Annotated in this window: 21 protein-coding genes, 1 tRNA gene and 3 pseudogenes; 13 read left to right on the plus strand and 12 right to left on the minus strand. The window is 63.8% G+C overall.

Annotated features, from left to right (window positions below; genetic code table 11):
* Positions 1-49 precede the first annotated feature (49 nt).
* Positions 50-979 carry a GTP cyclohydrolase MptA gene (gene mptA / locus P2T60_RS11260; RefSeq protein WP_276279347.1) on the plus strand — a complete coding sequence of 310 codons (930 nt, stop codon included), beginning with the start codon at positions 50-52 and terminating at the stop codon, positions 977-979.
* Positions 980-1,089: 110 nt separating this feature from the next.
* On the opposite strand, the gene P2T60_RS11265 is transcribed toward mptA, so the two are convergent.
* The 8 genes from P2T60_RS11265 to P2T60_RS11300 form a co-directional block, all read right to left on the minus strand.
* Positions 1,090-1,413, minus strand: a complete 324-nt coding sequence (locus tag P2T60_RS11265; RefSeq protein WP_276279348.1) for a hypothetical protein — start codon at positions 1,411-1,413, stop codon at positions 1,090-1,092.
* Between the two features lie 50 nt (positions 1,414-1,463).
* Positions 1,464-2,612 (minus strand): hypothetical protein, encoded by a 1,149-nt coding sequence (locus tag P2T60_RS11270; protein WP_276279349.1) that lies wholly within the window; start codon positions 2,610-2,612, stop codon positions 1,464-1,466.
* Between the two features lie 64 nt (positions 2,613-2,676).
* Positions 2,677-3,285: an alpha/beta hydrolase gene (locus P2T60_RS11275; protein ID WP_276279350.1), complete on the minus strand. Its 609-nt coding sequence runs from the start codon at positions 3,283-3,285 to the stop codon at positions 2,677-2,679.
* A 127-nt stretch (positions 3,286-3,412) separates the two neighbouring features.
* The gene (gene phoU, locus P2T60_RS11280; RefSeq protein WP_276279351.1) at positions 3,413-4,093 is read right to left on the minus strand and encodes a phosphate signaling complex protein PhoU; all 681 of its coding nucleotides are present in this window, start codon (positions 4,091-4,093) and stop codon (positions 3,413-3,415) included.
* A gap of 155 nt (positions 4,094-4,248) precedes the next feature.
* Positions 4,249-5,166, minus strand: coding sequence for a phosphate ABC transporter ATP-binding protein PstB (pstB, locus tag P2T60_RS11285; RefSeq protein ID WP_276279352.1), 918 nt, complete (start codon positions 5,164-5,166; stop codon positions 4,249-4,251).
* On the minus strand, positions 5,163-6,785 hold the full coding sequence (gene pstA, locus P2T60_RS11290; RefSeq protein ID WP_276279353.1) for a phosphate ABC transporter permease PstA: 1,623 nt from the start codon (positions 6,783-6,785) through the stop codon (positions 5,163-5,165). The genes pstB and pstA overlap by 4 nt, the downstream gene beginning before the upstream one ends.
* Complete coding sequence (gene pstC, locus P2T60_RS11295) at positions 6,782-7,855, minus strand: phosphate ABC transporter permease subunit PstC (RefSeq protein WP_420028681.1); 1,074 nt, start codon at positions 7,853-7,855, stop codon at positions 6,782-6,784. The genes pstA and pstC overlap by 4 nt, the downstream gene beginning before the upstream one ends.
* Positions 7,852-8,949, minus strand: coding sequence for a PstS family phosphate ABC transporter substrate-binding protein (locus P2T60_RS11300; RefSeq protein ID WP_276279354.1), 1,098 nt, complete (start codon positions 8,947-8,949; stop codon positions 7,852-7,854). Before P2T60_RS11300 ends, pstC begins: the two co-directional genes overlap by 4 nt.
* Before the next feature lie 270 nt (positions 8,950-9,219).
* Between P2T60_RS11300 and P2T60_RS11305 the strand changes: the two genes are divergently transcribed.
* A complete protein-coding gene (locus P2T60_RS11305; protein ID WP_276279355.1) occupies positions 9,220-10,221 on the plus strand; it encodes a phosphate uptake regulator PhoU in 1,002 nt (333 codons plus the stop codon).
* A gap of 213 nt (positions 10,222-10,434) precedes the next feature.
* On the opposite strand, the gene P2T60_RS11310 is transcribed toward P2T60_RS11305, so the two are convergent.
* Positions 10,435-11,577 (minus strand): CBS domain-containing protein, encoded by a 1,143-nt coding sequence (locus P2T60_RS11310; protein WP_276279356.1) that lies wholly within the window; start codon positions 11,575-11,577, stop codon positions 10,435-10,437.
* Between the two features lie 115 nt (positions 11,578-11,692).
* Between P2T60_RS11310 and P2T60_RS11315 the strand changes: the two genes are divergently transcribed.
* The 3 genes from P2T60_RS11315 (at position 11,693) to P2T60_RS11325 (ending at position 13,399) form a co-directional block, all read left to right on the plus strand.
* Positions 11,693-11,998, plus strand: a complete 306-nt coding sequence (locus P2T60_RS11315; protein WP_276279357.1) for a lycopene cyclase domain-containing protein — start codon at positions 11,693-11,695, stop codon at positions 11,996-11,998.
* A gap of 202 nt (positions 11,999-12,200) precedes the next feature.
* Complete coding sequence (locus P2T60_RS11320; RefSeq protein WP_276279358.1) at positions 12,201-12,842, plus strand: DUF7344 domain-containing protein; 642 nt, start codon at positions 12,201-12,203, stop codon at positions 12,840-12,842.
* A 2-nt stretch (positions 12,843-12,844) separates the two neighbouring features.
* Complete coding sequence (locus P2T60_RS11325; protein WP_276279359.1) at positions 12,845-13,399, plus strand: DUF7504 family protein; 555 nt, start codon at positions 12,845-12,847, stop codon at positions 13,397-13,399.
* A gap of 105 nt (positions 13,400-13,504) precedes the next feature.
* On the opposite strand, the gene P2T60_RS11330 is transcribed toward P2T60_RS11325, so the two are convergent.
* A complete protein-coding gene (locus P2T60_RS11330; protein WP_276279360.1) occupies positions 13,505-13,840 on the minus strand; it encodes a hypothetical protein in 336 nt (111 codons plus the stop codon).
* 315 nt (positions 13,841-14,155) lie between these two features.
* Positions 14,156-14,229: transfer RNA gene (locus P2T60_RS11335), tRNA-Val, on the minus strand.
* A 172-nt stretch (positions 14,230-14,401) separates the two neighbouring features.
* On the opposite strand from P2T60_RS11335, the gene P2T60_RS11340 reads away from it, so the two are divergent.
* From P2T60_RS11340 to trpG, 5 genes are all read left to right on the plus strand, one after another.
* Positions 14,402-15,142, plus strand: a complete 741-nt coding sequence (locus tag P2T60_RS11340; protein ID WP_276279361.1) for a proteasome assembly chaperone family protein — start codon at positions 14,402-14,404, stop codon at positions 15,140-15,142.
* A gap of 530 nt (positions 15,143-15,672) precedes the next feature.
* Positions 15,673-16,677: an anthranilate phosphoribosyltransferase gene (trpD, locus tag P2T60_RS11345; RefSeq protein ID WP_276279362.1), complete on the plus strand. Its 1,005-nt coding sequence runs from the start codon at positions 15,673-15,675 to the stop codon at positions 16,675-16,677.
* Positions 16,674-17,336 (plus strand): phosphoribosylanthranilate isomerase, encoded by a 663-nt coding sequence (locus tag P2T60_RS11350; protein WP_276279363.1) that lies wholly within the window; start codon positions 16,674-16,676, stop codon positions 17,334-17,336. Before trpD ends, P2T60_RS11350 begins: the two co-directional genes overlap by 4 nt.
* Entirely contained in the window at positions 17,333-18,970 is a 1,638-nt protein-coding gene (trpE, locus tag P2T60_RS11355) for an anthranilate synthase component I (RefSeq protein WP_276279364.1), read from the plus strand. The genes P2T60_RS11350 and trpE overlap by 4 nt, the downstream gene beginning before the upstream one ends.
* Positions 18,967-19,584 (plus strand): anthranilate synthase component II, encoded by a 618-nt coding sequence (gene trpG, locus P2T60_RS11360; RefSeq protein WP_276279365.1) that lies wholly within the window; start codon positions 18,967-18,969, stop codon positions 19,582-19,584. Before trpE ends, trpG begins: the two co-directional genes overlap by 4 nt.
* Positions 19,585-20,115: 531 nt before the next feature.
* Here trpG and P2T60_RS11365 read toward each other — a convergent pair.
* Positions 20,116-20,307, minus strand: coding sequence for a DUF8029 family protein (locus P2T60_RS11365; RefSeq protein ID WP_276279366.1), 192 nt, complete (start codon positions 20,305-20,307; stop codon positions 20,116-20,118).
* Positions 20,308-20,704: 397 nt separating this feature from the next.
* Between P2T60_RS11365 and P2T60_RS21740 the strand changes: the two are divergent.
* From P2T60_RS21740 to P2T60_RS21750, 3 pseudogenes are all read left to right on the plus strand, one after another.
* Positions 20,705-21,430: pseudogene (locus tag P2T60_RS21740) on the plus strand (ribonucleotide reductase N-terminal alpha domain-containing protein); the annotation flags it as partial.
* Positions 21,425-22,576 (plus strand): annotated as a pseudogene (locus tag P2T60_RS21745) (LAGLIDADG family homing endonuclease); the annotation flags it as partial. The pseudogenes P2T60_RS21740 and P2T60_RS21745, both read left to right, overlap by 6 nt.
* 3 nt (positions 22,577-22,579) lie before the next feature.
* Positions 22,580-25,208: pseudogene (locus P2T60_RS21750) on the plus strand (TSCPD domain-containing protein); the annotation flags it as partial.
* Positions 25,209-25,450 lie beyond the last annotated feature (242 nt).

Here is a 25,450-nt window from a genome sequence, read left to right on the forward strand (position 1 = left end):
TCTGCCGAAAGGGAAAGTCCTAATCCCGCGGATTCGCTACGCTCCGGTAATGGAAGAGCAACTGCCGGACGTACAAGCCTCCGAACCGGACGTGACCGTGGGGCTGAACCGCGTCGGCGTGACCGGCGTCAAGAAGCTAGTCGAACTCGCCCGCCCCGACAAGCGCCCAATCGTGCTGACCGCGGAGTTCGAGGTGCTGGTGGACCTCCCGAGTTGGCGCAAGGGCGCGGACATGAGTCGGAACATGGAGGTCATCGACGAGATTCTCGAAGACGCGGTGAGCGAACCAACCTACCGCGTCGAGGACGTGTGCGGCGACGCCGCCGAGCGACTCCTCGACAAGCACGACTACACCTCGAAGGCGGAGGTCCGGATGGAAGCCGAGTACATGATAAAGGACCGCACGCCCGAGAGCGACCGGCCCACCCAAGCCACCGCCGACATCATCGCCGGAGCGACGGCGACGGACGAGGGGACCCGCGAGGAAATCGGTGCCCGCGTCACCGGCATGACGGTGTGTCCCTGCTCGCAGGGGATGATGGGCCAGACCGCCCGCGAGAAACTGGAGGACCTCGGCGTCGGCGAGGAGGAGGTCCGGGAGTTCCTGCAGGAGGTCCCGCAGGCGGGCCACTCCCAGCGAGGCCACGCCACCCTCACCGTCGAGAGCGACGGCGCGCCCGAGGCGAACCTGAACGAACTCATCGAAATCGCCCGCGACTCGATGAGCGCCCGCATCTACAACCTCGCCAAGCGCCCCGACGAAGACCACATGACCTTCGAGGCCCACGCCAACGCGAAGTTCGTGGAGGACTGCGTGCGCGACATGGCCGAGGGCGTGGTCTCGGAGTTCACCGACCTGCCCGACGACGCCGTGGTGACGATGAAACAGAGCAACGACGAGTCCATCCACCAGCACAACGCCCACGCCGAGCGAGTCGCCGAGATGGAGACGCTCCGCGAGGAACTCGACGACGACTGACTTCGAGAAATCTTTTCTCCTGTTTTTGGCCTTCTGAGGTCTTCCCGACGCCGCCCGCGCCGCGCGGCGCGCTCGCGCGGCGCGGACGACGACCACGACTCACGTCCGACTCACGACTCGTCGTCCCACGGGTAGGACTGGCCGCCGTCCTCGTAGGAGGCGTCCTTTGGGTGGGTCGGGCCGCTACTCCCCTCGTCGGCGAGTCGCTTGTCGGTCCAGAAGTAGAACCCGAGCGACGCGACCATCAGGCCGGTTCCGACGGTCGGAAAGCCGAGCTCGGCGACGCCGCCGATGCCCGAAAAGAGCAGGAAGTCGCCAGCCAAGTCCTGCCACTTCCGCGGCGTCCCCACGCCGCGGACGAAGAACGCGACGAGGACGACTCCGAACGGGAGGAGGACGGTTAGCAAGTCGATTGCCTGCCGGAACTCGCCCATACCCGAACGTGATAGCCACCGGAAATATTTCTATCGCTCGCCGAAACTTCTCAGAGCGGTGCCGGAAGCGAAACCAGTCCGGCTTTGTAGGCCGCAATCGCGGCGGAACTGCCCGCGCTGAAGGCGAGGCGGGCGAACGACGCCAGATTGATGGGCCACAGTTCCATGCTGTAGAGTTGGTCGAACATCGTCTGCATCGTCTGGATGTGGTCGGACTCGGGGTCCGGCGGGTCGCCGTCCCTCAGTTTTTTCCAGTATCTGGCTTCGACCGTCTCGAACTGCTCGCGCATGAAGTCGGTCTTTCGTTCCCGGATGGTGAGCAACCGCTTGCGGAGCGAGTAGACGCCGAACACCGTCAGACCGAGCAGGAACGCGAGCATCCCGGCGTAGAGCGTGAAGACCGCGACCTGAAACACCGGGCGTCCAGTGAACGACACGCTCGACAGAATCACGAAGTCCAGCGTCACGAGGAAGATGCCGTAGATGATAAGCGAGATAATCGCGTCGCCGATGTCCCGATAGCCGCCCACGCCGTCGGGGTCCAACACGTCGATGTCCACGATGTACTCGTTGGAAATTCGCTTGATGAGGACGACAGAGCCGATAAATGGGGCATAGAAGAACCCGTGACCCGCGCCGTAAGCGTAGTTCAGCAGGAGGTACGGATACGAGTCGAACACGTCGAGTCCCCACATCACGGCGAGCGCGAACACGCCGCCAATCAGTCCGCCGAAAAAGACGAAGTAGGGGTGGAACGCGTAGTTCATGATGCGGTTTATCTCTCGTCGCATCTCGTCGCCGGTGATGTCCGAATCGCGCTCGAAGACGATTTCGCCCTCCGTGGTTCGCTCGAAGATGTCCACGAGTTCGGTCTTGGTCTCGTCGAAGATACCGTGGAACCGCCGGAGGACGAAAATGACCGCGACGACGTAGACGAACCCGACGAACACCGGGTAGTTGTACGGAATCCCGGTGTCGGGATTCCCGACTCGGAACAGACTCGCGGCGGTCGCCAGAAACGCGAGCAGGACGAATAGCCGGGTGAACGAGACCAGACGGTATCGGTCGAAAAACTCGTCCGGCGGGTAGTCGTGGTCCACTTCTTCGAGATTCGGGTCTACCGGCTCGGGTAGCCAGTCGAGAACTGCGGCCTTCCAGTCCGGAAACCACTTCCGAACGAACTCGGTCCGCGTACTCATATCTCTGCGTGACTGTTTAATTTACTAATAAGTGTCGGAGCGATTTCCCGAGTTCGAGAGTTCTCTACCGCAGGTTCTTCACCAAGAACCGACCGACCGAATCGGCGACTTTCCCGTGCTGACCGACGAAGAAGTGGTCGGCGCTCATCTCGACCGTCTCGTGGCCCAACTCGTCGGCGCGTTCGACCAGCGGTCGCCAGTCGGCGGTGTCGTCGCGGGTGCCGTAGACGACCTGCACCGGGGCCGTCACGTCCGCGAGCGCCGCCGCCGCGTCGAGGTCCGCCGTCAACCGGGACGCTGGCGCGAGCAGAGCGAGGGCGTCGGGTTGCGGGTCCACCGTGGCCGCCGCGAGGGTCCCAATCGCGCCGCCGAAACTGAACCCGAAGACGCCCACGCGGTCGTACCGGTCGCGCGCCCACCGGAGGGCGTTGCGGGCGTCCTCGCGTTCGCCGTACCCCTCGTCCCAGTCGCCGTAGTCGAACCGGAGGCAGGCGACTCCCGACTCGACCAGCGCCTCGCTCACGGCCGTCAGGCGCGGGTCGCCGCGATGTCCTCGGTGTTGAGGGTGAGGCGGGCAGGCGACCACTGCGGCGTCCGGGTCGGCGTCGTCGGGCGCGTCGAGGGTCGCTCGCACGTCTCTGGTTCCGGGGAGCGGCAGGTCTTCGGAGTGCATGCCCGTTCGTTGGGAGAGAATCCGGATAAGCGTTGCAAATCGTCGGTCCGGGCGCGAGAGAACGAAATATATTGCTTTTAGAATGAAATCGAAGTTCCTCAGAATTAAATATATTTCTTCGACGGCCTCACCCGATGAGTCGGTCGTCGCTCTCGGCCATGTAGAGCGTTCGGGCCGCGACGTTGACCGCGTGGTCACCGACGCGCTCCAAGTCCCGGACCGTGAGCAACACCCGCGACACGTCCTGTAAGAGCAGTTCGACTTCCTCGTCGTCGGCCCCGTCGGGGAGTTCGGTCTCGATGAGGTGGCGGACGACGGTTTCGCTCGCGCGCTCGCACGCCGCGTCGAGGTCCGCGTCACGGTCGGCCAGCGCGACACAGGCCTCGGTGTCGGCGTCGGCGTAGGCCGCCAGCGCCGTCTCGACCATCTCGACGGCTCGCTCGCCGAGCGCGCGAACGTCCACCTCGGCGAACACCTCCCGGTCGGCGTACAGGGCGTACTCGCCGATGTTGACCGCCAAGTCGCCGACGCGTTCGAGATCGGTCGTTATTTTGAACGACGCCGCGACGAACCGCAGGTCGCCCGCGACGGGTTGCTGGAGCGCCAGCAAGTCGATGCACTCGCCCTCCAGTTCGAGGTACCGCCGGTTTATCTCCTCGTCGCCGTCGATAACGTCCCACGCGAGTTCGTGGTCCTGCCGGTCTAGGGCTTCGAGCGCGAACCGCAGACGGGAGACGACGCGCTCGCCCATCCGGAGGATGCTCTCGCGGAGCGATTCGAGTTGGTTCTGGTAGTCGGTTCGAGCCATGAAGTCGGCCGTCGAAAGGAGTTCGTTCGCTGTCGGGATTAGTCTACCGTGGGTGGCGGTACCTCACCGACGTACCGAGCGCGAACGCCCGGCACGCGAAGGCGAACGGCCTGCGGGAGAGCGCGCCGTAAGCGCGCTCTCCCGCAGTAAACGTTTCATCCGAACTTGCCCGTGATGTAGTCTTCGACGCGCTGGCTGTTGGGGTTCTCGAAGATTTGGTCGGTCTCGCCGTACTCCACGAGGTCCCCGCCGGTGAGGAAGACGGCGGTCTGGTCGGAGATGCGGGCGGCCTGTTGCATGTTGTGGGTGACGACGACCACGGTGTAGTCCTTCGAGAGTTCCTCGATGAGGTCCTCGATTTTGGCGGTGGCGATGGGGTCGAGCGCGGAGGCGGGCTCGTCCATCAGGATGACTTCGGGGTCAACCGCGAGACACCGCCCGATGCACAGACGCTGTTGTTGGCCTCCGGACAGGCCGAGGGCGTTGTCGTCGAGTCGGTCGCTGACCTCTTCCCAGAGCGCCGCCTGCTTCAGCGAGCGTTCGACCAGTTCGTCTTCCTTCTCGGAGTCGGCCCGTCCGAGCAGTCTGTCGAGCAGGCCGTCGTTGATGTCGCCGTGCTTGCGCGGGCCGTAGGCGATGTTGTCCCGAATCGACTTCGGGAAGGGATTCGGGGCCTGAAACACCATGCCGACGCGCTTGCGCAGTTCCACGAGGTTCACGCCGTCCTGATAGATTTCCTCGTTGTCGATTTCGACCGAGCCATCGACCCGCGCCGAGTTGATGCGGTCGTTCATCCGGTTGAGACACCGCAGGAAGGTGGACTTCCCGCACCCCGACGGACCGATGAGCGCGGTCACGCTGTTCTCGGGGATGTCCATCGACACCGAGTGGATGGCGTGGTCGTCGCCGTAGAACACGTCCAAGTCCTCGACCGAAATCTTGGGCGCGCCCGCGAAGTCGTACTCCACCCACTCGTCTTCGAGTTGCTCTTGACTCTCGCCGCTGACGGTGGTCTGTTGGCTCTCGGCCTGTTCGCCCGCTTGCTCGCTCCGTTTGAATTCTGCGTTGCTCATTGTTCGAGTTTCCTCCGGAAGTAGATTCGAGACGCGATGCCGACCGCGTAGAACGACAGCACGACCACCAGAAGCACCAGCGCGGTGGCCCACCCGAACGCCGGGTCCGAACTCACGACGCCCGCGGTGATGGTCGCGTAGAGTTTGTACGGCAGGGCGCTGATGCTGTCCAACAGCGCCGGGTTCGCCACGAACGGCGGACTCGACGTGAACCGGAACGACGACAGCACCTGCGGGCCGCCGCTGGCCCGCAGGTTCCCGGTCGCCACCAGCAGAATCGGGGCCGTCTCGCCCGCGATGCGGCCGACGCCGAGGATGACGCCCGTGATGACGCCGGGCATCGCCGCCGGGACGACGACGCTCTTTATCGTCTCCCACTGGCTGACGCCGAGCGCCGCGCTCGCGTCCCGGTACTCGTCGGGCACCGTCTTGATGGCCTCACGACTGGTGATGAGGACCAGCGGAAGGAGCATGAAGCCAAGCACCAACTGACCCGCCATCAGCGACGTGGTGTTGCCGAGGCGCGGGACGAGGAAGGCGTACCCGAACAGGCCGTAGACGATGCTCGGCGTACTCCACAGGCCGTTGGTCGCAATCTCGACCGCTCGGGTGAATCCGCCCTGTTCGGCGTACTCGGTGAGGAACACCGCCGCGCCGACGCCCAGCGGAACCGCGAACAGCACCGCGCCGACGACCAGCCACACCGTGCCGACGATGGAGGGCAGGACGCCGTTCATCACGTCGCTCGACAGCGAGTAGCCGTTCATGGTGAACGGCCAGTAGAACCAGACGCCGGGAATCTCGAAGATGAGATACTGGTCGAGACCGGGGACGTGGAACCAGAAGGCGGGTTCGCTGAACAGGCCGATTTCGACGCCTTCGACCATCCGCGACCAGCCTTTGCCGACGACGAAGACGATGAGCAAGAGCAGGACGCCGAGCATCCCGAAGGCGTTCAGGCCGACGAGCAGGTAGGCCCCGGCCTGTCGCCCGCGGGTCCCGAACCCCTCGTGGGCCTTCGCGGCCGCCCACGCGCAGACGAGTCCCGCGAAGATTGTCAACACCGGGCCGACGACGGGACCGGTGAAGGTGGCCGAGAAGCCCTCGGGTGCCCACTCCCACTCGGTGGTGAACACGTCGAGCAGAAACAGCGCGCCGACGAGGACCGACAGCGCGCCCACGGGGAGCGTCGAACCCACGTCTTCACGGGGCAGGACCGTCACCGCGCCGACGCCGACGCCGACGACCAGCGCCGCGGGAAGCCACCCGACGGCGCCGAGACCGAGCGTCTGGGACGCGAAGAGACCGCCCGCCACGACGCCGACGAGACCGAACAGCGCGCCGGTGAGCAGTCCGGCGCTCCGGTCGGGCGTCGTCTCCACGAGGTCGGCACGCGACGCGAACCCGAGGGCGACGACGCCGAGACCCGTCAGGACGAGACTCGCGCCGTAGAGGTTGAACAGCGTCACGCCGAAGAACTCGCTCTCGACTTCGGTCCACTGGAAGATGGCCGCGAAGCCCAGAATCACCGACAGGACGTTGAGACCGACGACGCCCGCGGCGACTCGTTCGGCGAGCGACGATTCGTCGGCGACTAGTTCGCTGGTCTCGTAGCTCATTGGCTCCCTCCGAGTTTACGCTCCATGTGCGCTTCCACCAGTTGCGAGGCGATACTGAGTCCGAGGACGGTCACGAACAGGACGACCCCGGCCGCGAACAGCGCCGACATCTGGTTGCCCGAGGCGACACCGTACTGGCCCGCGATGACGCTGGTGAGCGTCTCGGTCCCCTTGAACACGTCGTAGATGGGGTCGGGGAGAATCTGCTGGTGGGGCAACATCACGGTCACGGCCATCGTCTCGCCGACTGCCCGGCCGACCCCGAGCAGAACCGCGGCCGAGACGCCCGAGAACGACGCCGGAATGGTGACGCTCTTGATGGTCTGCCAGTCGGTCGCGCCGAGCGCCAGCGACCCGCTTTTCATCGACTCGGGCACGCTCCCGATGGCGTCCTCGGCGACCGAAACAACGGTCGGCAGGGCCATCACGCCGATGACCAGCGCCGCCGCGAACAGGCTTCCGAAGTTCGCCAACTCGAATTCCTCCATCATGTACGTGTTGATGATGACGTAGCCGATGAACCCGTAGACGATGGACGGGACGCCCGCCAGAATCTCGATGCCGGGTTTGATGACCTCGCGCGCCCACCCCGGTGCGATTTCGCTGATGAACAGCGCTCCGGCCACGCCGAGGGGTCCGGCGATGGCCATCGCCAGTATCGTCGTCACGAGCGTCCCCCACATCATCGGCACCAGCGAGTAGACGCCCTCGCTGGTACTCCACAGGGGCTGTTCGGTGCGGAGAATCAGGTCGAGTCCCATCGCCTGAAACACCGGGACCGAACGCAGGATGAGGTAGACGGAGATGAGACCGAGGATGACGATAGTCGAAGCCGTCATCAGGAACATCAGCAGTTTCGCGGTGTTGGCCTGATGGGACTTCCACCCGTAGGTGACGACGGCGAAGAACGTCACGAGTGGGAACACCGTGTACGCGGGCGCGACGAGGAACGTCAGCAGTGCGCCGAGGACGGAGGCGACGGCTACACCGTCTACGAACTGCGCCCCGCGGTCCATGTCCTCTACGGTGGTGCGAGCGGACCGAACGCGGGTGGCGACGCTTCCTATCATTTGGGGTCGGGAAGCTTTCCGAGTTGGTTCTCGCGGCGTTTCTGGGTGAGTTTCGCGTAGCCCGACGGTTTGACGAAGCTCTCCTGTCCGAACTCGCTGACGAGCATCCGAAGGAACGCGGCCTCCATCTCCGAGGTGCCGTCGTAGGTGTAACAGTGGAGGTCACGCGACAGCGGATAGTTCTCGTCCGCGAGGTTCTTTCCGGGTTCGTACACTTTGCCGTCGAACTCCAGTTTGACGGCCGCAACTTCGTCCGTGACGAACGCCAGTGCCATGTACGCGACGGCGTTGTTCGACCGGGAGACGATGGTCTTGACCTGCTGGTTCTGGCCCTTGCGCACGTCCACGCCGGACATCGACGCGTCGGGACCGCCGAGCATGTTGGTCCGAAACGCGGTGTCGGTACCCGAACCTTCGGCGCGACCCACCGCCTGAATCTCCTTGTCTTCGCCAGTGTAAGCGTCGATTTCCGACCAGTTCTCGATTTCACCAGTGTATATCTTCCGGACCTGTTCGGCGGTCAGCTTCTCGACGCCCGCCTCGTAGACCTCCTTACTGAGGACGATGGGTTGGGCGTCTACTCCCACGACGTGATTGGTGAACTTCTCTAGTTCCTCCTCGCTCAGGTCCGGGAGTTCCGCCGAGACGGGCGCGCTCGCGTTGCCGATGTCCACGAGACCGTTTTTCAGCTTTTCGAGACCAGTTCCCGAGTGGCTCAGACCGACGGTGACTTTGAACGGCGGGGCGGTCCCGTCGCCCTCGAACCCGTACTTGCTGGCCCAGTAGGTAGCCAGTCGCTCGTCGGTCTGGATGCCGTACTCGTTCGGACCCCAGTACTCTTCGTCGTCGGCGGGTGGGTTGGAACTCCACACCGACGCGGCTTTGCTCGTTATCGGATACACCGTCGAGGAACCGCCCGCTTTCAACTGGTCGGAAGACGAGTCGTCGGAACCCGAATCGTCGGACGCGGCAGTCGTCTCCCCCCGATTACCGGGTGGCGTCGGACTCGTGCTGATACAACCAGCTAGCGATGCGATGGCGGTACCCCCTCCGAGGAGAACGGTGCGACGGTCTACAGAGGGTCTTTCCCGCATTACGATTGCTTTGCCCAAGACGAAGTAAATACCCTTCTATTACAACTATATAGAAGTATTTACCCATAGATATTCGGGTTCGAGTACGAACGGAGGCTGTCACGAAATCCCACAATTGCCCGCATCCGGCCGAGAGAGGGGCGGGAAACCAAACAGACAGCTGATGATTCTTGGAAAATTTCCCGCGGCTGGTCGCCGCAGATTGTCGCCGAGGACAGCCTGTATATAGATTTGAATAGATTTATTGTGCGGTGGTACCCCCGTTGGGACATGGAAACGCGGAAAGTGCAGGTGACGGGTGGTTCCACGTTCACAGTCTCCATTCCGAAGGGGTGGGCGACCGAGAACGGCATCGAAGCGGGCGACCGCGTCGAGTTTCATCCGGAAGGTGATTCGCTGTTGCTCTCGCCGCGAACGACCGACGACGCCGTGGAGGGGACCGTGGACATCACGGACCTCGAAGGACCGGAGCTCATGCGAACGGTGTTCACGCTGTACGTCAGCGGCTTCGACCTCATCAACCTCGAAGCGACCCGCGTGACCCCCGACCAGCGCCGGACGGTCCGGGACGCCACGCAGGGTCTGGTCGGACTGGAAGTCATAGAGGAGACCGGCGACCGAGTGGTGTTGCAGGACCTGCTCGACTCGTCGGAACTGTCGATTCACAACGCCATCACGCGGATGCGTCTGGTCTCGGTGACGATGCTCCAAGACGCTGTGACCGCGCTGGTCGAGAACGACGACGACCTCGCAACCGACGTTATCGAGCGCGACGACGACGTGGACCGCCTCTGGTTCATGATTTCACGGGTGTTCCGGTCGGCGCTCCGGAACCCGAGCACCGCCGCCGACATCGGACTACCCCGCGAGACGTGTTTCGACTACCACTCCAGCGCCCGCCAACTGGAACGCATCGCGGACCACGCCGCCAAAATCGGCCAACTCTCGCTCAAACTCGGCGACGTTCCCGAGGAGGTGGCCGACGCGCTCGAAGACCTGCACCGCGAAGCGGCCGAAATCGTGGACATGTCGATGGACGCCCTGCTGGAAGAGGAGGGGTCGGAAGCCACCAGACTCGGCAACCAGACCCGCGAGCGCGTCCGCAACGTGGACGAACACACGCGCGCGGTGGACGACCTCATCCGCGAGATGGACGCCGAGCGCGCCCAACACCTCAGTCTCGTGGTGGACTCGCTGTCCCGGAGCGCCGACTACGGCGGCAACATCGCCGAAACTGCGCTTCAGAAAGCCGCACCGCGCCCCGAGAACTGAGTCCGGTCGGACTCAGTTTTCGCGGCCCTCGGAACAACCCGTAGCAACTTCTTCCGTTCTTTAAGACATGTATCTAATTAGTAGGGGCAACTATAGATTGCCGAAAGCGCCACGCGCCGAGTACCGAGCTACGGCCGGGCGCGTCCGGCACGCCGGACGCGCCCGGTCAGAGGTAGCGAATCCGGGCGACCTGTCTACTCGGTAGCGACCCCCTCAGAGTTCGCCGAGTTTCCGCAGGAGTTGTCCTTCGTACTCCCGGTCGCTCTCGACGCCCTTCACTTCGAGGACGTTACGCTCTAGCTTGTCGCGCGCGACGCTGAAGGCCTGTTCCGCACCGTAGCCTTCGCCCGACCCCGCGACCTGTCCGCGGTTGGTTCGGAGTCGAATCTTGCACTGAATCAGCGGCGTACCGCGGAGTTTCTCCTTGTGTTCGTGGAACCGGACGTGGGCGTGGCGGACCCGCATCTTGCCGTACTTCTCGGCGATTTCCTCGATGGACGACCGAATCGACTCCCGCGAGAGGGTGTCGAGCAGGTTCACGTTGGTAATCTGCACGTCCATCACGTCCTCCTCGGTGTACGACAGCGCGCGAAGCACGTCGGTCTTCGTGACGACGCCGCCGACCACCCGGTCGTCGTCTTCGGGCGTGACGACGAGTCCGGAGTAGTCCTTCTCGAACATGCGTTCAACCGCGTCTCGGACGCTCTCGTCGAGCGTCGTCGTCGCCGCGGGACTCGACATCACGTCGTACACCGGCAGGTCGAGCAGTCTGTCGCCCTCGCCCGACCGGTCGCCGCGGGTGGTCTTCTCGACGTTCCGGGTAGCGAACTCCACCACGTCGTGGGTGGTGACGACGCCGGTGAGGAAGCCGTCCTCGTCCACGACGGGAAGACGGGAGACGCCGTGTTCGCGCAGGCGGTTGATGGCCTGCCCGAGCGTCGCGTCCTCGGCGATGGAAATCGGGTTCTCCGTGTAAATCTGCTCGACGGTCAGCGTGTCGAGATTCTCCAGCACCGCTTCGAGGATGAGGTCCTGACTGATGACGCCCCAGAGCGACCCCGACTCGAAGACGGGCGCGACTTTGGTGCCGCCCTCCACGAGCGCACGCGCGACATCCCGAACGTTGTCGGTTCGTTCGACTTTCGGTGCGGATTTTGTCAGCGTCTCGACTTTGGTGTGGTCCTCTATGTGTGAGCGAAGCAGTTGCTTCTGGGTGATGACCCCCTCGTATTCGCCAGCCTTGGTCACGATGATGCCCTTCGGGTTCTCCTCTTCGAAGACGGAACGAGCTTTGCCGAGGTTCGATTCGGCCTCTAACTCGGTGTAGTCCGTCGTTGCAATATCAGCGATGTCCATCGTCACCTGAACGTACGCCGCCAGCGATAATGAAACTTAGCCGGGTTCCAGAAATTTGAGAACTGAACGCGGTCCCGACGGGGGATTTTTGCCGATTCCCGTCGAAGTACCCCGAGTGATACCCGACATCGGCGCGGCGTTCGGCGAGTACACCTACCTCGTGACCGAAGTCGTCTGGGGGACCGTCGCGGTAGGACTCCTCTATCGGGCCGGGGCGATAGTTCAAGCCGCCCGAACTATCGCCGTCCTCTACCCAATCGCCTATTTGTGGGACTGGTACACACTCCGTATCGGCGTCTTTGCCATCCCCCTTCGGACTGGAATAGAGTTCCTCGGGATACCAATCGAGGAACATATCTTCATGGTGGTAGTCCCGGCGCTCGTCCTCGGAATTCACGAGAACTTGGTCACTCGGGGATGAACGACCCCGCCGTCCGAGACTCTCGAAATCGGGGAGTAAGTGACAATTACCGCAGGACGGGAGCGGGTTGGAACGGACGTGCAACTGTTCGTAAGGAACGGTTTCCACCGGGTAAATGGTGAATAACAAAGACTAATCCGGGCGATGTGTTCTATCCATGCTGGGTTACGACCAAGGGGTGGCTTAGTAATGAGCACCATTGGTGACTCATCCGGAACCGGAGGAGACTCCGAACCAGCAGGACTCGGCCGTCGCGGAAACGCAGGTCTCCGGCGTCGTCGATTCCGAGGACGAAGAGGAAGTCGAGGAGGAACTCTCGCGGGACCTCGTCTTCGACGTTCTGAAGAATCGGCGACGACGATACGCTCTCCACTACCTCCGACGTGCGGACGGGTCGGTCCAGTTGTCCGAACTGGCCGAACAGGTGGCGGCGTGGGAGAACGACATCACCGTCGATACGATTTCCGCGGCCGAACGAAAACGGGTATACACTGCGTTATACCAGTCTCACCTGCCAAAGTTAGACGACGCGGGCATCGTGGAGTACAACCAAAATCGCGGAATCGTAGAGCTGTCGGGTGCCGCCGAACAACTCGACGTGTATCTGGACCTCGAATCCCGACCCGACATCCCGTGGTGCAACTGGTATCTCGGACTCGCAGTCGGCGGTCTCGGCGTTCTCACGGGTGCGTGGCTCGGTCTCCCGCCGTTCTCGCTCGTCGCGGACGTTCTCCTCGCGACGGTCATCGTCGTCGCCTACGGCTCGGTGGCGGTCGCACACACGTACTTCTCGCGGCACGCGAGCGGGGCTGGTGAAACACCACCAGAGATTCAGGAGTCCTGACCATGGAAGAGGCAGTGCGGTCCGGGCAAGTCCCGGTCGGCGACGGGGCGGACGCGATCGCACGAGGAGTACAGACGCTCGTCCGAGCGCCGACCGACGCCGACCCGCTCTCCGTCCTGCCCGAACGCGCGTTCGACAACCTCCTCGTGGTCTCGGCGCGCGACCATCCGAACCGACTCCAGACGCACCTCGAACGCGCGGGCCACGACCCCGCTACCGTCGGCGTCGTGCCGGTAATTCCCGCGGCCGAAGCGTACGACGGCGACCTCTGGACGACCGACCCCGTTAACCCCGACGACCTGACGGGACTGGCGATGCGGTTCTCCGACGCTATGGAGTACGTCGAACCCGGCAACGGGTGGGTGTTAGTAGACGGTCTCGGCGTACTTCTGGTCTACGCCGACGACGTGCGAGTGTGTCGCTTCTTCCAGACGCTCACCAACCGAATTCGCGCGCGGGACGTGCCCGGCGTCTACCGCGCCAACCCCGACGTGATAGCCGACGAGACGTACGAACGACTCCGGACGATGTGTGACGTGGAGTACGAATCGGAGTGAACTCGGGGTTCCGGTCCCGTCGGTAGTTCCCTATTCGGTCGGGAGTCCCGACTGTGGACTCGGAAATACTTCTCGAATAAACGGAGGGGTCTCGACTCGTCCGACTCAGGCACAGCAGTCGCCGGTCGAGCGCCAGTCCTCACAGATGTAGTCGCCACCCTGCTGACAGCACTGGCGACTGTACCACGTCTGGTCGTAGTCACCGCACGAGTCCGCGAAACACGAGTACTCGGTCTTACAGTCGGCGTCGGTACCGACTTCCGAGATGTCTCGGACTACCCGGTCGGGTTCGGTTCGGTCTTCCGGCGCGACGACGTTCTTCGAATCGACACTTTCGGGGGTCGCGCTCGCCGTGCCGAGTAGCGTTCCGGCGGCGAGACTACTGCTGGCGACCATCTTGAGGACCGTTCGCCGACTTCGGTCGGTACGTTCCGAAGACATGCGATAGTTAATAATATTTCAACGACATTATTTCTTGTGGCTAGATTTAAATTAGTTATCTCACACGATTTGGTGCCGAACCAGACGACGAGCCGTCGAAGAGCGACTCACCGGCCGCTCTCGGCGGTCGAAAGTCGTTCGACGCCTTCCCGCGGCCGGAGTAATTCACCGCAGCAACCCGACGCAAGCGAGGAACGCCGAAGCCGTGGCTTCGGCGTTCTGAAACGCGAGAAACAGTCGTCGGGGAGTCAGGTGTCGGACCACGGCGTGCCAAGTAGAAAAACTACTCGCCGTATTACTCGTGGGAAAAGTTAGTGGGTTTGGGCAGATTTGAACTGCCGACCTCCTCCATGTCAAGGAGGTGTCATAACCAACTAGACCACAAACCCATGTTGGTGCGGCCTTTGTCGGACGCATTTCTGCGTTTGTCCGGGGGATAATTGAACCTTTCGATTCGGTCGCAGTCCGGTGATTTCCATGAGGGTCGTTTCCCGAGAGAGTCGGGACGGGCCGGACACGCCGCGCCGCGTTTAATATCGCGCGGAGCTTCTGTTTGGTAACATGGGGCACGTAGAGATACACGACGACCTAACGTTCGAGAGTCCGACGCTGATAGAGGGTCTGCTCGGGGTCGGATTAGTGGGGAAGATTGCGGCCGACCACGTTATCGACGCGGTAGACGCGACCTACTTCGGGACCGTCCGGTGTCCGGGCCTGCCCCGAGTCGCCGTCTACGAGTCGGGGTCCTACGAGACGTACCCACCGGTTCGACTGTACGGGAGCGAAGAACACGGTCTCGTCGTCCTCCGGAGCGACGTGCCGGTGTCGCCGTCGGAAGTCGCTGACTTCGCGTCGTGCGTGACGCGGTGGGTGGCCGACGAGGGCGGGATGGCGATGTACGTCAGCGGTCTCCCCGCCGAAGTCGAACCCGACGGCGAGCGGTCACTCCGCGGCGTGGCGACCGGCGACGGCGAGCGACTACTGGCCGACCACGACATCGACCCGCCCGCGACCGACGGCGTGTGGAGCGGTCCGACCGGCGCGCTTCTCGCGCGCGCCAGCGAAGTCGAACTCGACGCCGTTGGACTCGTTGTCGAGACCGACCCGGAGTTTCCCGACCCCGAAGCGGCCTGCGCGTACATCAACCGGGCCGTCAACCCCATCGCGGGCCTGAGCGTGGACGACGCGGACCTGCGCGCCCACGTCGAGGAAATCCGCGCCGAGAAAGAGCAACTCGCCCACCAGATGAACGAGTCGGGCGACGACAGTTCGCGGGCCGAACCGGTCGGGATGTACCAGTAACCGTGCCGGAACTGTCTCGGTTTCTTTAGACCCTACGACTAATTGTTTAGGACTTATTTTTATTGCTGAAGAAATTGTTTTCCCGTCCCACGTCGTAGTCGTTCGCGGAGTCGTCGCCGGAGGCTATCGGCGCGTTCGCGTATCGAGTTTCGGGCGTCCGGGGAGTTGGCGGCGTCTGTCCAGACTGCGACCGCACAGCACTGCGACGGCGACTGTGAGAGGAGTGAAAAGCTAGCGGCGTGGACCAATCAGGACCACACGGCACCGCCCCGCACGGCTAACACGTCGCAACTGCTCCGCACCGCCACCGTGGGCTACAAGCCCAACTGATTCCGTCGCTTCGCTCCCGACGACGCCGCGCCCGCACGCGACGGGGTTCCATCGGGTCTCTTCCTCGGTTGGTACCGAGAAACGTCGCTCGCGTACCCCGAACCGAGATGTCACTCCGTCGTTCCCCATCTCCCCGACACCTTTAAGTCGATGTACGATTGTGTTCATTGTAAGACGAAGACGTACATTGGTGATTTCAAATGCAGGATTACATCGAACGCGTCACCGACGGCGAGGACCTCACACTCGACGAAGCACGCGAGGCGGCCACGGCCGTCTTCGACGGTGCGACAGAAGCACAAATCGGGTCGTTGCTCACCGCCCTCCGCGCGAAAGGCGAGACCGAGACCGAAATCGCCGGGTTCGCTCAAGGGATGCGCGACGCCGCGCGGACCATCGACCCCGACCGGTCGCCGCTGGTAGACACTTGCGGGACCGGCGGCGACGACTACGACACCATCAACGTCTCGACCACGAGCGCCGTCGTCGCCAGTGGCGCGGGCGTCCCCGTCGCCAAGCACGGCAACTACTCGGTCTCCTCGTCGTCGGGAAGCGCGGACGTACTCGACGTGGTCGGGGTCGAAATCGACGCCGAACCCCCGGCAGTCGAGGAGGCCATCGAAGAAGACGGCATCGGGTTCATGCTCGCGCCCGTCTTCCACCCCGCGATGAAGGCCGTCATCGGTCCCCGGAAGGAACTCGGCATGCGGACCGTCTTCAACGTCCTCGGCCCCCTGACCAACCCTGCGGGTGCCGACGCCCAAATCGTCGGCGTCTACGACCCCGACCTCGTGCCCGTCCTCGCCCGGTCGCTCGCTCGGATGAACGTCGAACGCGCGCTGGTCGTCCACGGGTCGGGCATGGACGAAATCGCCATCCACGACGAGACCACCGTCGCGGAAGTCCGGGGCGACGACATCGAGGAGTACACGCTCACCCCCGAGGACATCGGACTCGAACGCCACGACGTGGCCGACGTGTCGGGCGGCACCCCCGAAGAGAACGCCGCCGACCTCCGGGGTATCGTGGAGGGCGACGTGACCGGCGCGAAACGCGACATCATCCTCGCCAACGCCGGGGCCGCCATCTACGTCGCCGGAGAAGCCGACTCGCTCGAAGACGGTGCCGAACGCGCCGCGAAAGCCATCGACGACGGCGACGCGGCCGACCAACTCGAAGAACTCTGCCGCGCCGTGAAAGCATGACGCGGGTGAAAATCTGCGGTCTCACCTGCGACGAGGACCTCCGAGTCGCCGTCGAAGCGGGCGCGGACGCCGTGGGTCTGCTCGTGGACGTGCCGGTCGATTCCCCGCGGGAAATCGACCCCGAACGGGCGGCCGAACTCGCCGACGCCGCGCCGCCGTTCGTCACGACCGTACTGGTGACGATGCCCGCCACGCCCGAGCGAACGGTCGAACTCGCCCGGACAGTCGAACCCGACGCGGTTCAGATTCACGGCGAAGTGGGCGCGGGCGACCTCGCCTACCTGACCGCCAGCGTCCAAGCGCAGGTCCTGAAAGTCGTGGACGCCGCCGACCCCGAACAGGCCCGTCGCTACGACGAGTTGGCCGACGGCCTGCTGGTCGATTCCGTGGACGACGACGGCGCTGGCGGCACCGGCCGAACCCACGACTGGGAGCGCACGGCCGAACTCGCCGCCGAACTCGACTCGCCGGTCGTCCTCGCCGGAGGGCTGACTCCCGACAACGTGGACGCCGCCGTGCGCGCGGTCGAACCGTTCGCCGTGGACGTAGCCAGCGGCGTCGAAGACGCCGCGGCCGCGGGCGACGGCCGAAAAGACCCGGAAGCGGTCGCCGAGTTCGTGGCGAACGCGAAACGCTCCCGGACGGTTCCGACGCCATGAATCCCGAACGCGAGCAGTTCGTGGACCTCGCCGGGCGCGACGACCCTGCGGTGATTCGGGTCGAGACCGAACTCGACGTTGACGCCGCGCCGCTTTCGGCGTACGCGGCGCTGACCGGGCGTTCGACCGAGACCGAACCCTCGGAGTACGCCTTCCTGCTGGAGAGCGCCGAGAAAACCGCCTCCAGCGACCCGGACGGCGCGTTTTCGCCGGACGCGTCGGGCGACCGCCACGCCCGATACTCCTACGTTGGCTACGACCCCGACGCGGTGGTGACGGCCGACCCCGACGACGTGCGAGTCGAGTCGCTCGGCGGTCCAGCGGCGCGGTACCTCTCGGCCGACGCCGAAAGCGAGTCGAGCGACGCTCTCGACACCCTCCGGTCGGTGATGCCCGACGCCGAACAGCGCGGGTTCCCCGACGAGGACCGCCAGCACTTCGAGGGCGGACTGGTCGGCTTTCTGGCCTACGACGCGGTGTACGACTTCTGGCTGGACGAGGTGGGCGTCGAGCGACCGGAATCGCGGTTCCCCGACGCGCAGTTCGTCCTGAACACCAAGACCGTGGCGTTCGACCACCTCGAAGGGACCGTCTCGCTGGTGTTCACGCCGCTGGTCGGGCGCGACGACGACCCGGGGGCGGTGTACGACGAACTCCGTGCGGAGTCCGACCGAGTGGCCGACCTGCTCGATGCGGCGGACGCGCCGGAGACGGGCGGGTTCGTCCGCGAGAGCGAAACCGCCGGGCCGCGCGACGAGTACGAGGAGGCTGTCCGAATCGCCAAGGAACACGTCCTCGACGGCGACATCTATCAGGGAGTCATCTCCCGGACGCGCGAACTCCGCGGCGACATCGACTCGCTGGGGTTCTACGAGGCGCTCCGGGACGTGAACCCCTCGCCGTACATGTATCTGCTCGGCTACGACGACCTGACCGTGGTCGGCGCGAGTCCCGAGACGCTGGTCTCGGTTCGAGGCCGCGAAGTGATGGCCAACCCCATCGCCGGGACCTGCTCGCGGGGGTCGAGTCCGGTCGAGGACCGCCGACTCGCGGGCGAGATGCTGGCGGACGGCAAGGAACGCGCCGAACACACGATGCTGGTGGACCTCGCGCGCAACGACGTGCGCCGGGTCGCTACCCCCGGAAGCGTCGAAGTCGAAGAGTTCATGAACGTCCTCAAGTACAGCCACGTCCAGCACATCGAGAGTACCGTGACCGGCCGACTCGCCGAGGACTCGGACCCCTTCGACGCCACCAGAGCCGCGTTCCCCGCGGGGACGCTCTCGGGCGCGCCCAAGATTCGCGCGATGGAGATTATCGACGACCTCGAACTGACCCCGCGGGGTCTCTACGGCGGCGGCGTCGGCTACTACTCGTGGTCGGGTGACGCAGACTTCGCCATCGTCATCCGGACCGCGACGGTCGAGTCCGAGACGGACGCCTCGCCGCCCGACCGGATTACGGTGCAGGCGGGCGCGGGCATCGTCGCCGACAGCGACCCCGCGGCCGAGTACGACGAGACCGAGAAGAAGATGGACGGCGTGCTGACCGCCCTCGAACGAATCGAGGACGAGTCGGCCCCCGAGACGGCGGACGCGGACCTCGGCCCGGACACGCCGGAGGTGGGGCGATGACCGCGAGCGCCGGGGGCGAGGCGGCGACGACCGACCGGCAGGTCCTCTTCGTGGACAACTTCGACTCGTTCACGTACAATCTCGTCGAGTACACCAGCGAACACGCCGAGACCGAAGTCGTCCGAAACACCGCCTCCCTCGCGGACGTGCGCGAGGCCGACCCCGACGCAATCGTCGTCTCGCCGGGACCGGGCCACCCCGAGAACGAGCGAGACGTAGGTGTCACTCTCGACGTGTTCCGCGAGGTGAGTCCCGAAGTGCCGACGCTCGGGGTCTGTCTCGGACTGGAATCGGCCGTCTACGCTTACGGCGGGTCGGTGGGCCGTGCGCCAGACCCGATTCACGGCAAGGCGTTCCCAGTCTCTCACGACGGACGCGGCGTGTACGCGGGACTCGAACAGGGGTTCCGCGCCGGGCGCTACCACTCGCTGGTGGCGACCGACGTGCCCGACTGCTTCGAGGTGACGGCGACGACCGACCACGACGGCCACGAGTTGGTGATGGGCGTCCGCCACCGCGAGTACCCCATCGAGTGCGTCCAGTTCCACCCCGAGAGCGTGCTGACGGCCGTCGGCCACGACGTGATTCGGAACTTCCTCACCGAAGTCGTCTGAGTCGTCCGCTCGCTCGTCGCGTCGCTCCTCGCTCGCGGCCGGTCCGGAGAGTCTCGGCTCAGCCGTCTCCGGTTAGTCGAGCTAACCCACCTTTCTTTCTCGTCGGGTGTCCTCACGCCCTCACTTCGTTCGGACGTTACGGCCACCGCTCCTCGAAAAATCTGGACCAAAAACCCCTGCTCGCTCGTCGCTCCGCTCCTCGCTCGCAGTCGTTCACGGACAGTAGGGACTCAGCCGTTTCCGGTTAGTCGGACTGGCGGTCCCGCGGCGCGCGGGCAGTGCCCGCGCGCCGCCCGCGCCCGGAACCGCGCGAGGCGTCCGCGCCGGGTTCGGCGCGCCCTCGTACTTGAAAGTCGGGTTTCGGACAGCTATCTACTGCTTAAATATCTTGAAACCGTTTCTTGGGAAATGTTTTTATTTGTCTGAGAATCCAAAAACAGTCCGGCTTCGGCCGACTGTCGGACGCTCGGCGAACCGTCCGCCGGGGTAGCGCCGAGCGCGCGACGGCGCGACGCGCCGTCGCGCGCGGACTCACAACAGGACGCCCGCGGTGTAAAGCGCGCCGACCACCACGATGGCGACCAGCAGGAGTCGCCACGCGAGATTCAACAGGATTCGGCCGACGAGTACGACGGCGGCGAGTCCGACGAGGGCGACGAGCAACGTGCCGAGCGGAGTTCCGAGCAATCCGGTGGCGAGCGGCGTGGCGAGCGAGGCACTCATGCTAAAATCAACGCGAGTCGGGCATCGTAAACGTATCGGCCCTTCAACACCGGCCGCGAAATCCGAATCGCCCGACATCGGCGTGGTAAGCTATCGTTACTCAAGTATTCGTCCGGTCGGCTGACCACTTTCGCCGCGGTCTGGGTACTCTTATTAGGGTGCGGGTGTTACCTTTGAGCGACCACTCATAGCCGTGAATCCACCTTTTGTACGGTCGGATTCCGGCGTGACTAATTTCCGACAGAGGCATCAAAGTACAAATAAATTTGGAGTAGTCCAACTGAGACAGTAAGGACTAAAGAGGAGGACTCAGAATGAAATCGTCGTCACGAATGAAACGAACTACGCCACTCGCAGTACCCGGAATCGCCGGACAGACGGGCGAGGTGAGCCACGCATGACCGATGCGGGCGAACCCACGGCCGACGAACTCACGCTGCCTATCAAGCGGACCGAGGGGGAGACGCTCGAAGACCGCCTGACGAGCAACGCCTATCACAACATCCTTCCGGCGCGCTACCTCCGGAAGAACGCCGACGGAAACCACATCGAGGAACAGGAAGACCTCTTCGTGCGAGTCGCCGAGAACATCGCGCTGGCCGAAGCCGTCTACGAGGCCGAAAAGCGCGACGAGGAAGTCACGGTCACGCCCGACCAACTCAAGCCCGACCACCCCCGGCGCGACGAACTCGCCGCGGAAGTGTTCGGCAAGGGAACCGCGGCCGACGACGACGCCGAAACCGCGCTCTCCATCTACAACGTCAACAAGTTCTCCTACGAAACGGTCGTCCCCGAACTCCCCGACGAGATTCGCGCCCACGTCGAGGACGTGCGCGAGGAGTTCCAGACTCTGATGGAAGACCTCTCGTTCATGCCTAACTCCCCGACTCTGATGAACGCCGGGGACGAACTCCAACAGCTCTCGGCCTGTTTCGTGGACTCGCCGGACGACGACATCGACGACATCCACCAGACCGCGAAAGAGGCCGCACAGGTCTTCCAGTCGGGGGGCGGAATGGGGTACGCCTTCTGGAAACTCCGACCCTACGGCGACGCGGTGGGGAGTACGGGCGGCATCGCTTCGGGTCCCATCACCTTCATGCGCACGTACGACCAGATGTGCTTCCCACCCGGAACGAAAGTACTCACTCCGGATGGTCAGCAGAACGTCGAAGACCTCGGCGAAGACGATTTCGTCATCGACGAGAACGGTGACGAGCAACCTGTCGTCGAAACGATGGAGCGCCACGTTGACGAGGAAATCGTCGAGATAACGCCGGAGCGCATCAACAAACCCATCCGAGCGACTGGGGAGCACCCGTTCAAGGTCGTGCGCAACGACGGCTTCGAGTGGGTTGATGCGAGCGACCTAGAAGAAGACGACCTGCTCGTTCTCGGCCACGCCACGCAGGAGAGTGACCTGTCGCTCGACGACTCCCTCGACCTGTCTAACGTCGCTACAGGCCCGCTCGTTTTCGCTGACGGCGGAACTACCATCAACCGTGAGTACTACGGGGCATCGAAGGGACCGAATCCCGAATCGTTCGAGACAGAAGTACCAGTAGCTGACTTTGCGACAATCGCTGGCTGGTATCTCGCAGAGGGTTGTGTCGTGTATCGACGCGGTATCCCGAACGAGGTCACGTTCACGCTCCACAACGACGAGCGGGACGCGGCATCCGAAATACAAGCCGCGCTCGAGTCGTTCGGCCTGTCTGCCCGTCTCGAACCAGTCGAAGACCGAAATACACTCCACCTCCACGTCGAGAACGCGAGTTTCGCGCAGTTCGTTGACGAACTCTTCGGTACTGGAGCGTCGGAAAAGTCCGTCCCAGACGTACTCTGGCAGGCACCACCTAACGTACAGGCGAGGGTGCTGGAGTCCCTCTTCGAGGGCGACGGTAAATTGGAAAAGCGCGGGAAGAGCCAGCGTGTACAGCTAAAGCTGACGAGCGAAGATGTTGTAGACTTCGTGTTTCAGGCCGGGCTACGTTGTGGCGTGCAGTTCTCACGGCACAACCGGGAACCGGACGGTCGAAAACGGACGTACGGTGTAAGTGCAAGTGTCAGTACCGCACTCGGGACACCGCTCGAACGCCTGTTCGACGAGGTTCCCGACGACTTCAGGGCGACCGACCGAACGAAACAGGCAAACGGTCGAGAAGTCGTTGCCGTCGATTCCGTCGAAACCGTCGAGTACGATGGACCGGTCTACAATGCAGAAGTCGCAGGGACCCATACCTACGTTGCGGAGGACATCGTTGTCCATAACTGCGAAACCATCGCACAGGGTGGTGCCCGACGCGGTGCCCAGATGGGCGTCATGCGCATCTCCCACCCCGACGTGATTCAGTTCATCCACGCCAAGAACAAGGACGTGAGCCTCGCCGAGACCCTGCGACTGAACGACCCCGACGACTACACCCACAACTCGTTCAAGGACGCGCTCGGAGAGGCCCGCGAACTCATCGACGACGAAGGGCGGGTTCCCAAGCACCTTCGGAACGCCGCCGAGGGCCACCTCTCGAACTTCAACATCTCGGTGGGCGTCACCGACGACTTCATGGAGGCTCTCCAGAACGACGAGGAGTTCACCTTCACCAACCCCCGAACCGAGGAGCCACACGTCGCCACCGAACACACCAAGGAACTCTACGAGATGTTCGGTCTCGGCGAGTACGTGGAAGTCGGCGAGGAACTGTCGATTCCGGCCGACCTCATCTGGGACCGCATCGTTGACGGTGCCCACGAGAACGGCGAACCCGGCGTCATCTATCTGGAACGGGTGAACAAGGAACACTCGTTCGACGTGGAGGAGCATCCCGACCACCGGATTCTGGCTACTAACCCCTGTCTAACGGCTGACATGGAAGTCCAGTTAGCCAACGGAACCACTCAGCCAATCGGTGAGCTGGCTACCAGCGACGAATCGGTAAGCGTCCACACGCTCAACGACGGTGAACTCGTTACGCGGTCGGCGAGCGCGTTCAAAACGAAGGAGGATGTCGATGTCGTCCGTATCACTACGGAGTCCGGTCTCTCCATTCGCGTCACCCCGGACCACGAAATCCGCGCAGAAAACGGCGAGTGGGTCGAAGCTTCCCACCTCTCAGCCGGTGACGAAATCATCGGTCTCTCCAAACCTCTCGCAACACCACACGGAACCGAACACGAGATGACCGTCGAGACCGTCGCAAACGTCGAAACGGACGGCACCGAAGACGTGTACGACTTGACGGTCGAAGACACGCACAATTTCTTCGCAAGCGAATCAGGCAAAGAGGCTCTGAACGTTCACAACTGCGGCGAACAGCCGCTCGAAGAGTACGAGGCCTGCAACCTCGGCCACATCAACCTCTCGACGCTGGCCGACCACGACGCCCCCGACTGGCGCGTCTGGTACGACGAACACGGCGACGAGTACGACGACTTCGCGGAGGCCGTGGACGCCTTCCTCGCCGACGCGATGGCGTGGGACGAGTTCGACCACCGCATCGAGTACGGCACGCGCTTCCTCGAAAACGTCGTCACGATGTCGGATTTCCCGGTCGAGAAGATAGAACAGAAGGTCCGGGAGATGCGTAAAATCGGTCTCGGCGTCATGGGGCTGGCCCAACTATACATCCAGTTGGGCGTCGAGTACGGGAGCGAGGCAGGAAACGAAATCGCGCGCCAGTTGATGCGCTACATCAACCACGAGTCGAAGTGGGCGTCCCACGAACTCGCCGAGGAGCGCGGGTCGTTCGACGAGTGGGGCAAGTCGAAGTACGCCGACCCCACCGAGTACCGCGAGTGGTTCGAGAAGCAGACCGGACTCAACGCCGACGACTGGGCCGAGGGCTTCCCGGTCCGGAACCACAACACGACGACCATCGCGCCGACCGGAACCACCTCGATGGTCGGCAACACCACGGGCGGGTGTGAACCCATCTACAACGTCGCCTACTACAAGAACGTCTCCGACGACGTGCAGGGCGACGAGATGCTCGTGGAATTCGACGACTACTTCCTCCGCGTGCTGGAGGACAACGACATCGACGTAGAGGAGGTCAAGCGCGAGGCCCAAGACCAGATGGCGAACAACGTTTTCGACGGCGTGGAGGGCTTAGAGACCGTCCCGGACGCCATCGGCGAGTTGTTCGTCGTGACTTCGGACCTCTCGGGCAAGGAACACGCCGCGGTCCAGTGCGCCTGTCAGGAGGGCGTGGACTCGGCCATCAGCAAGACCTGCAACTTCCCGAACGACGCCAGCAAGGACGACATGCGGGAGGTCTACGAGTACATCTACGAGAACGGCGGGAAGGGCGTGACCGTCTACCGCGACGGCACGCGCTCCAAGCAGGTGCTGACGACCCGCGCGGACAACAAGGAGTTCGCCGACGAGTCCGAGGCCGCCGGGAAACTCGTCGAGCAGATTCAGGAGGTCTTCGGCGGCATCGAGGGCTTCCTCGACAACGAGGACGTGCAGGCCGCGCTCGACCGAGAAGTCTCGTCCATCCTCGAAGTCGCCGACGGCGAGGACGCCGACAGTCCCTACGCCAGCAAGCGACCCCGGCCGGACGTGCTTCACGGCATCACCCAGCGCATCGACACGGGGTACGGAAAGCTCTACGTCAACATCAACGAGGACGACGAGGGCCGACCGTTCGAGCTGTTCGCCAACATCGGCAACTCCGGTGGGTTCACCGCCTCGTTCACCGAGGCGCTGGCCAAGACCATCTCGACGGCGCTCCGGTCGGGCGTGGACCCCGAGGAGATAGCCGACGAACTGCAGGGCATCCGGAGTCCGAAGGTGGCGTGGGACAAGGGCGAGCAGATTAACTCCATCCCCGACGCCATCGGCACCGCGATGCGCCGGTATCTCGACGGCGAAGTCGAGAAGGCCTACCCCCAACAGCAGAACCTCACCGAAGTCGAGTCCGACGAGACCGACGCCGGGACGCAGACCGACGGCGGCGAGCGTGCGGGCGCGTCTGCGGACCTCGGGTCCGCCGCGGATGCGGTCTCCGCCAGCAAGGAGGCCGACCAACAGGACATCATCGACTCGGGTGAGAGTCCGGAGTGTCCGAGTTGCGGGTCGCTGTCGCTGTACTACTCCGAAGGGTGCAAGACCTGCGAGTCGTGCGGTTGGAGCGAGTGCTGA

Source organism: Halorussus caseinilyticus (assembly GCF_029338395.1).
Taxonomy (GTDB): Archaea; Halobacteriota; Halobacteria; order Halobacteriales; family Haladaptataceae; genus Halorussus; species Halorussus caseinilyticus.

Excerpts from the sequence above, each read along its gene's own strand:
- mptA (WP_276279347.1), top strand. The coding sequence starts at position 50 with ATGGAAGAGCAACTGCCGGACGTACAAGCCTCCGAACCGGACGTGACC.
- P2T60_RS11265 (WP_276279348.1), bottom strand. The coding sequence starts at position 1,413 with ATGGGCGAGTTCCGGCAGGCAATCGACTTGCTAACCGTCCTCCTCCCG.
- P2T60_RS11270 (WP_276279349.1), bottom strand. The coding sequence starts at position 2,612 with ATGAGTACGCGGACCGAGTTCGTTCGGAAGTGGTTTCCGGACTGGAAG.
- P2T60_RS11275 (WP_276279350.1), bottom strand. The coding sequence starts at position 3,285 with ATGCACTCCGAAGACCTGCCGCTCCCCGGAACCAGAGACGTGCGAGCG.
- phoU (WP_276279351.1), bottom strand. The coding sequence starts at position 4,093 with ATGGCTCGAACCGACTACCAGAACCAACTCGAATCGCTCCGCGAGAGC.
- pstB (WP_276279352.1), bottom strand. The coding sequence starts at position 5,166 with ATGAGCAACGCAGAATTCAAACGGAGCGAGCAAGCGGGCGAACAGGCC.
- pstA (WP_276279353.1), bottom strand. The coding sequence starts at position 6,785 with ATGAGCTACGAGACCAGCGAACTAGTCGCCGACGAATCGTCGCTCGCC.
- pstC (WP_420028681.1), bottom strand. The coding sequence starts at position 7,855 with ATGATAGGAAGCGTCGCCACCCGCGTTCGGTCCGCTCGCACCACCGTA.
- P2T60_RS11300 (WP_276279354.1), bottom strand. The coding sequence starts at position 8,949 with ATGCGGGAAAGACCCTCTGTAGACCGTCGCACCGTTCTCCTCGGAGGG.
- P2T60_RS11305 (WP_276279355.1), top strand. The coding sequence starts at position 9,220 with ATGGAAACGCGGAAAGTGCAGGTGACGGGTGGTTCCACGTTCACAGTC.
- P2T60_RS11310 (WP_276279356.1), bottom strand. The coding sequence starts at position 11,577 with ATGGACATCGCTGATATTGCAACGACGGACTACACCGAGTTAGAGGCC.
- P2T60_RS11325 (WP_276279359.1), top strand. The coding sequence starts at position 12,845 with ATGGAAGAGGCAGTGCGGTCCGGGCAAGTCCCGGTCGGCGACGGGGCG.
- P2T60_RS11330 (WP_276279360.1), bottom strand. The coding sequence starts at position 13,840 with ATGTCTTCGGAACGTACCGACCGAAGTCGGCGAACGGTCCTCAAGATG.
- P2T60_RS11340 (WP_276279361.1), top strand. The coding sequence starts at position 14,402 with ATGGGGCACGTAGAGATACACGACGACCTAACGTTCGAGAGTCCGACG.
- trpD (WP_276279362.1), top strand. The coding sequence starts at position 15,673 with ATGCAGGATTACATCGAACGCGTCACCGACGGCGAGGACCTCACACTC.
- P2T60_RS11350 (WP_276279363.1), top strand. The coding sequence starts at position 16,674 with ATGACGCGGGTGAAAATCTGCGGTCTCACCTGCGACGAGGACCTCCGA.
- trpE (WP_276279364.1), top strand. The coding sequence starts at position 17,333 with ATGAATCCCGAACGCGAGCAGTTCGTGGACCTCGCCGGGCGCGACGAC.
- trpG (WP_276279365.1), top strand. The coding sequence starts at position 18,967 with ATGACCGCGAGCGCCGGGGGCGAGGCGGCGACGACCGACCGGCAGGTC.
- P2T60_RS11365 (WP_276279366.1), bottom strand. The coding sequence starts at position 20,307 with ATGAGTGCCTCGCTCGCCACGCCGCTCGCCACCGGATTGCTCGGAACT.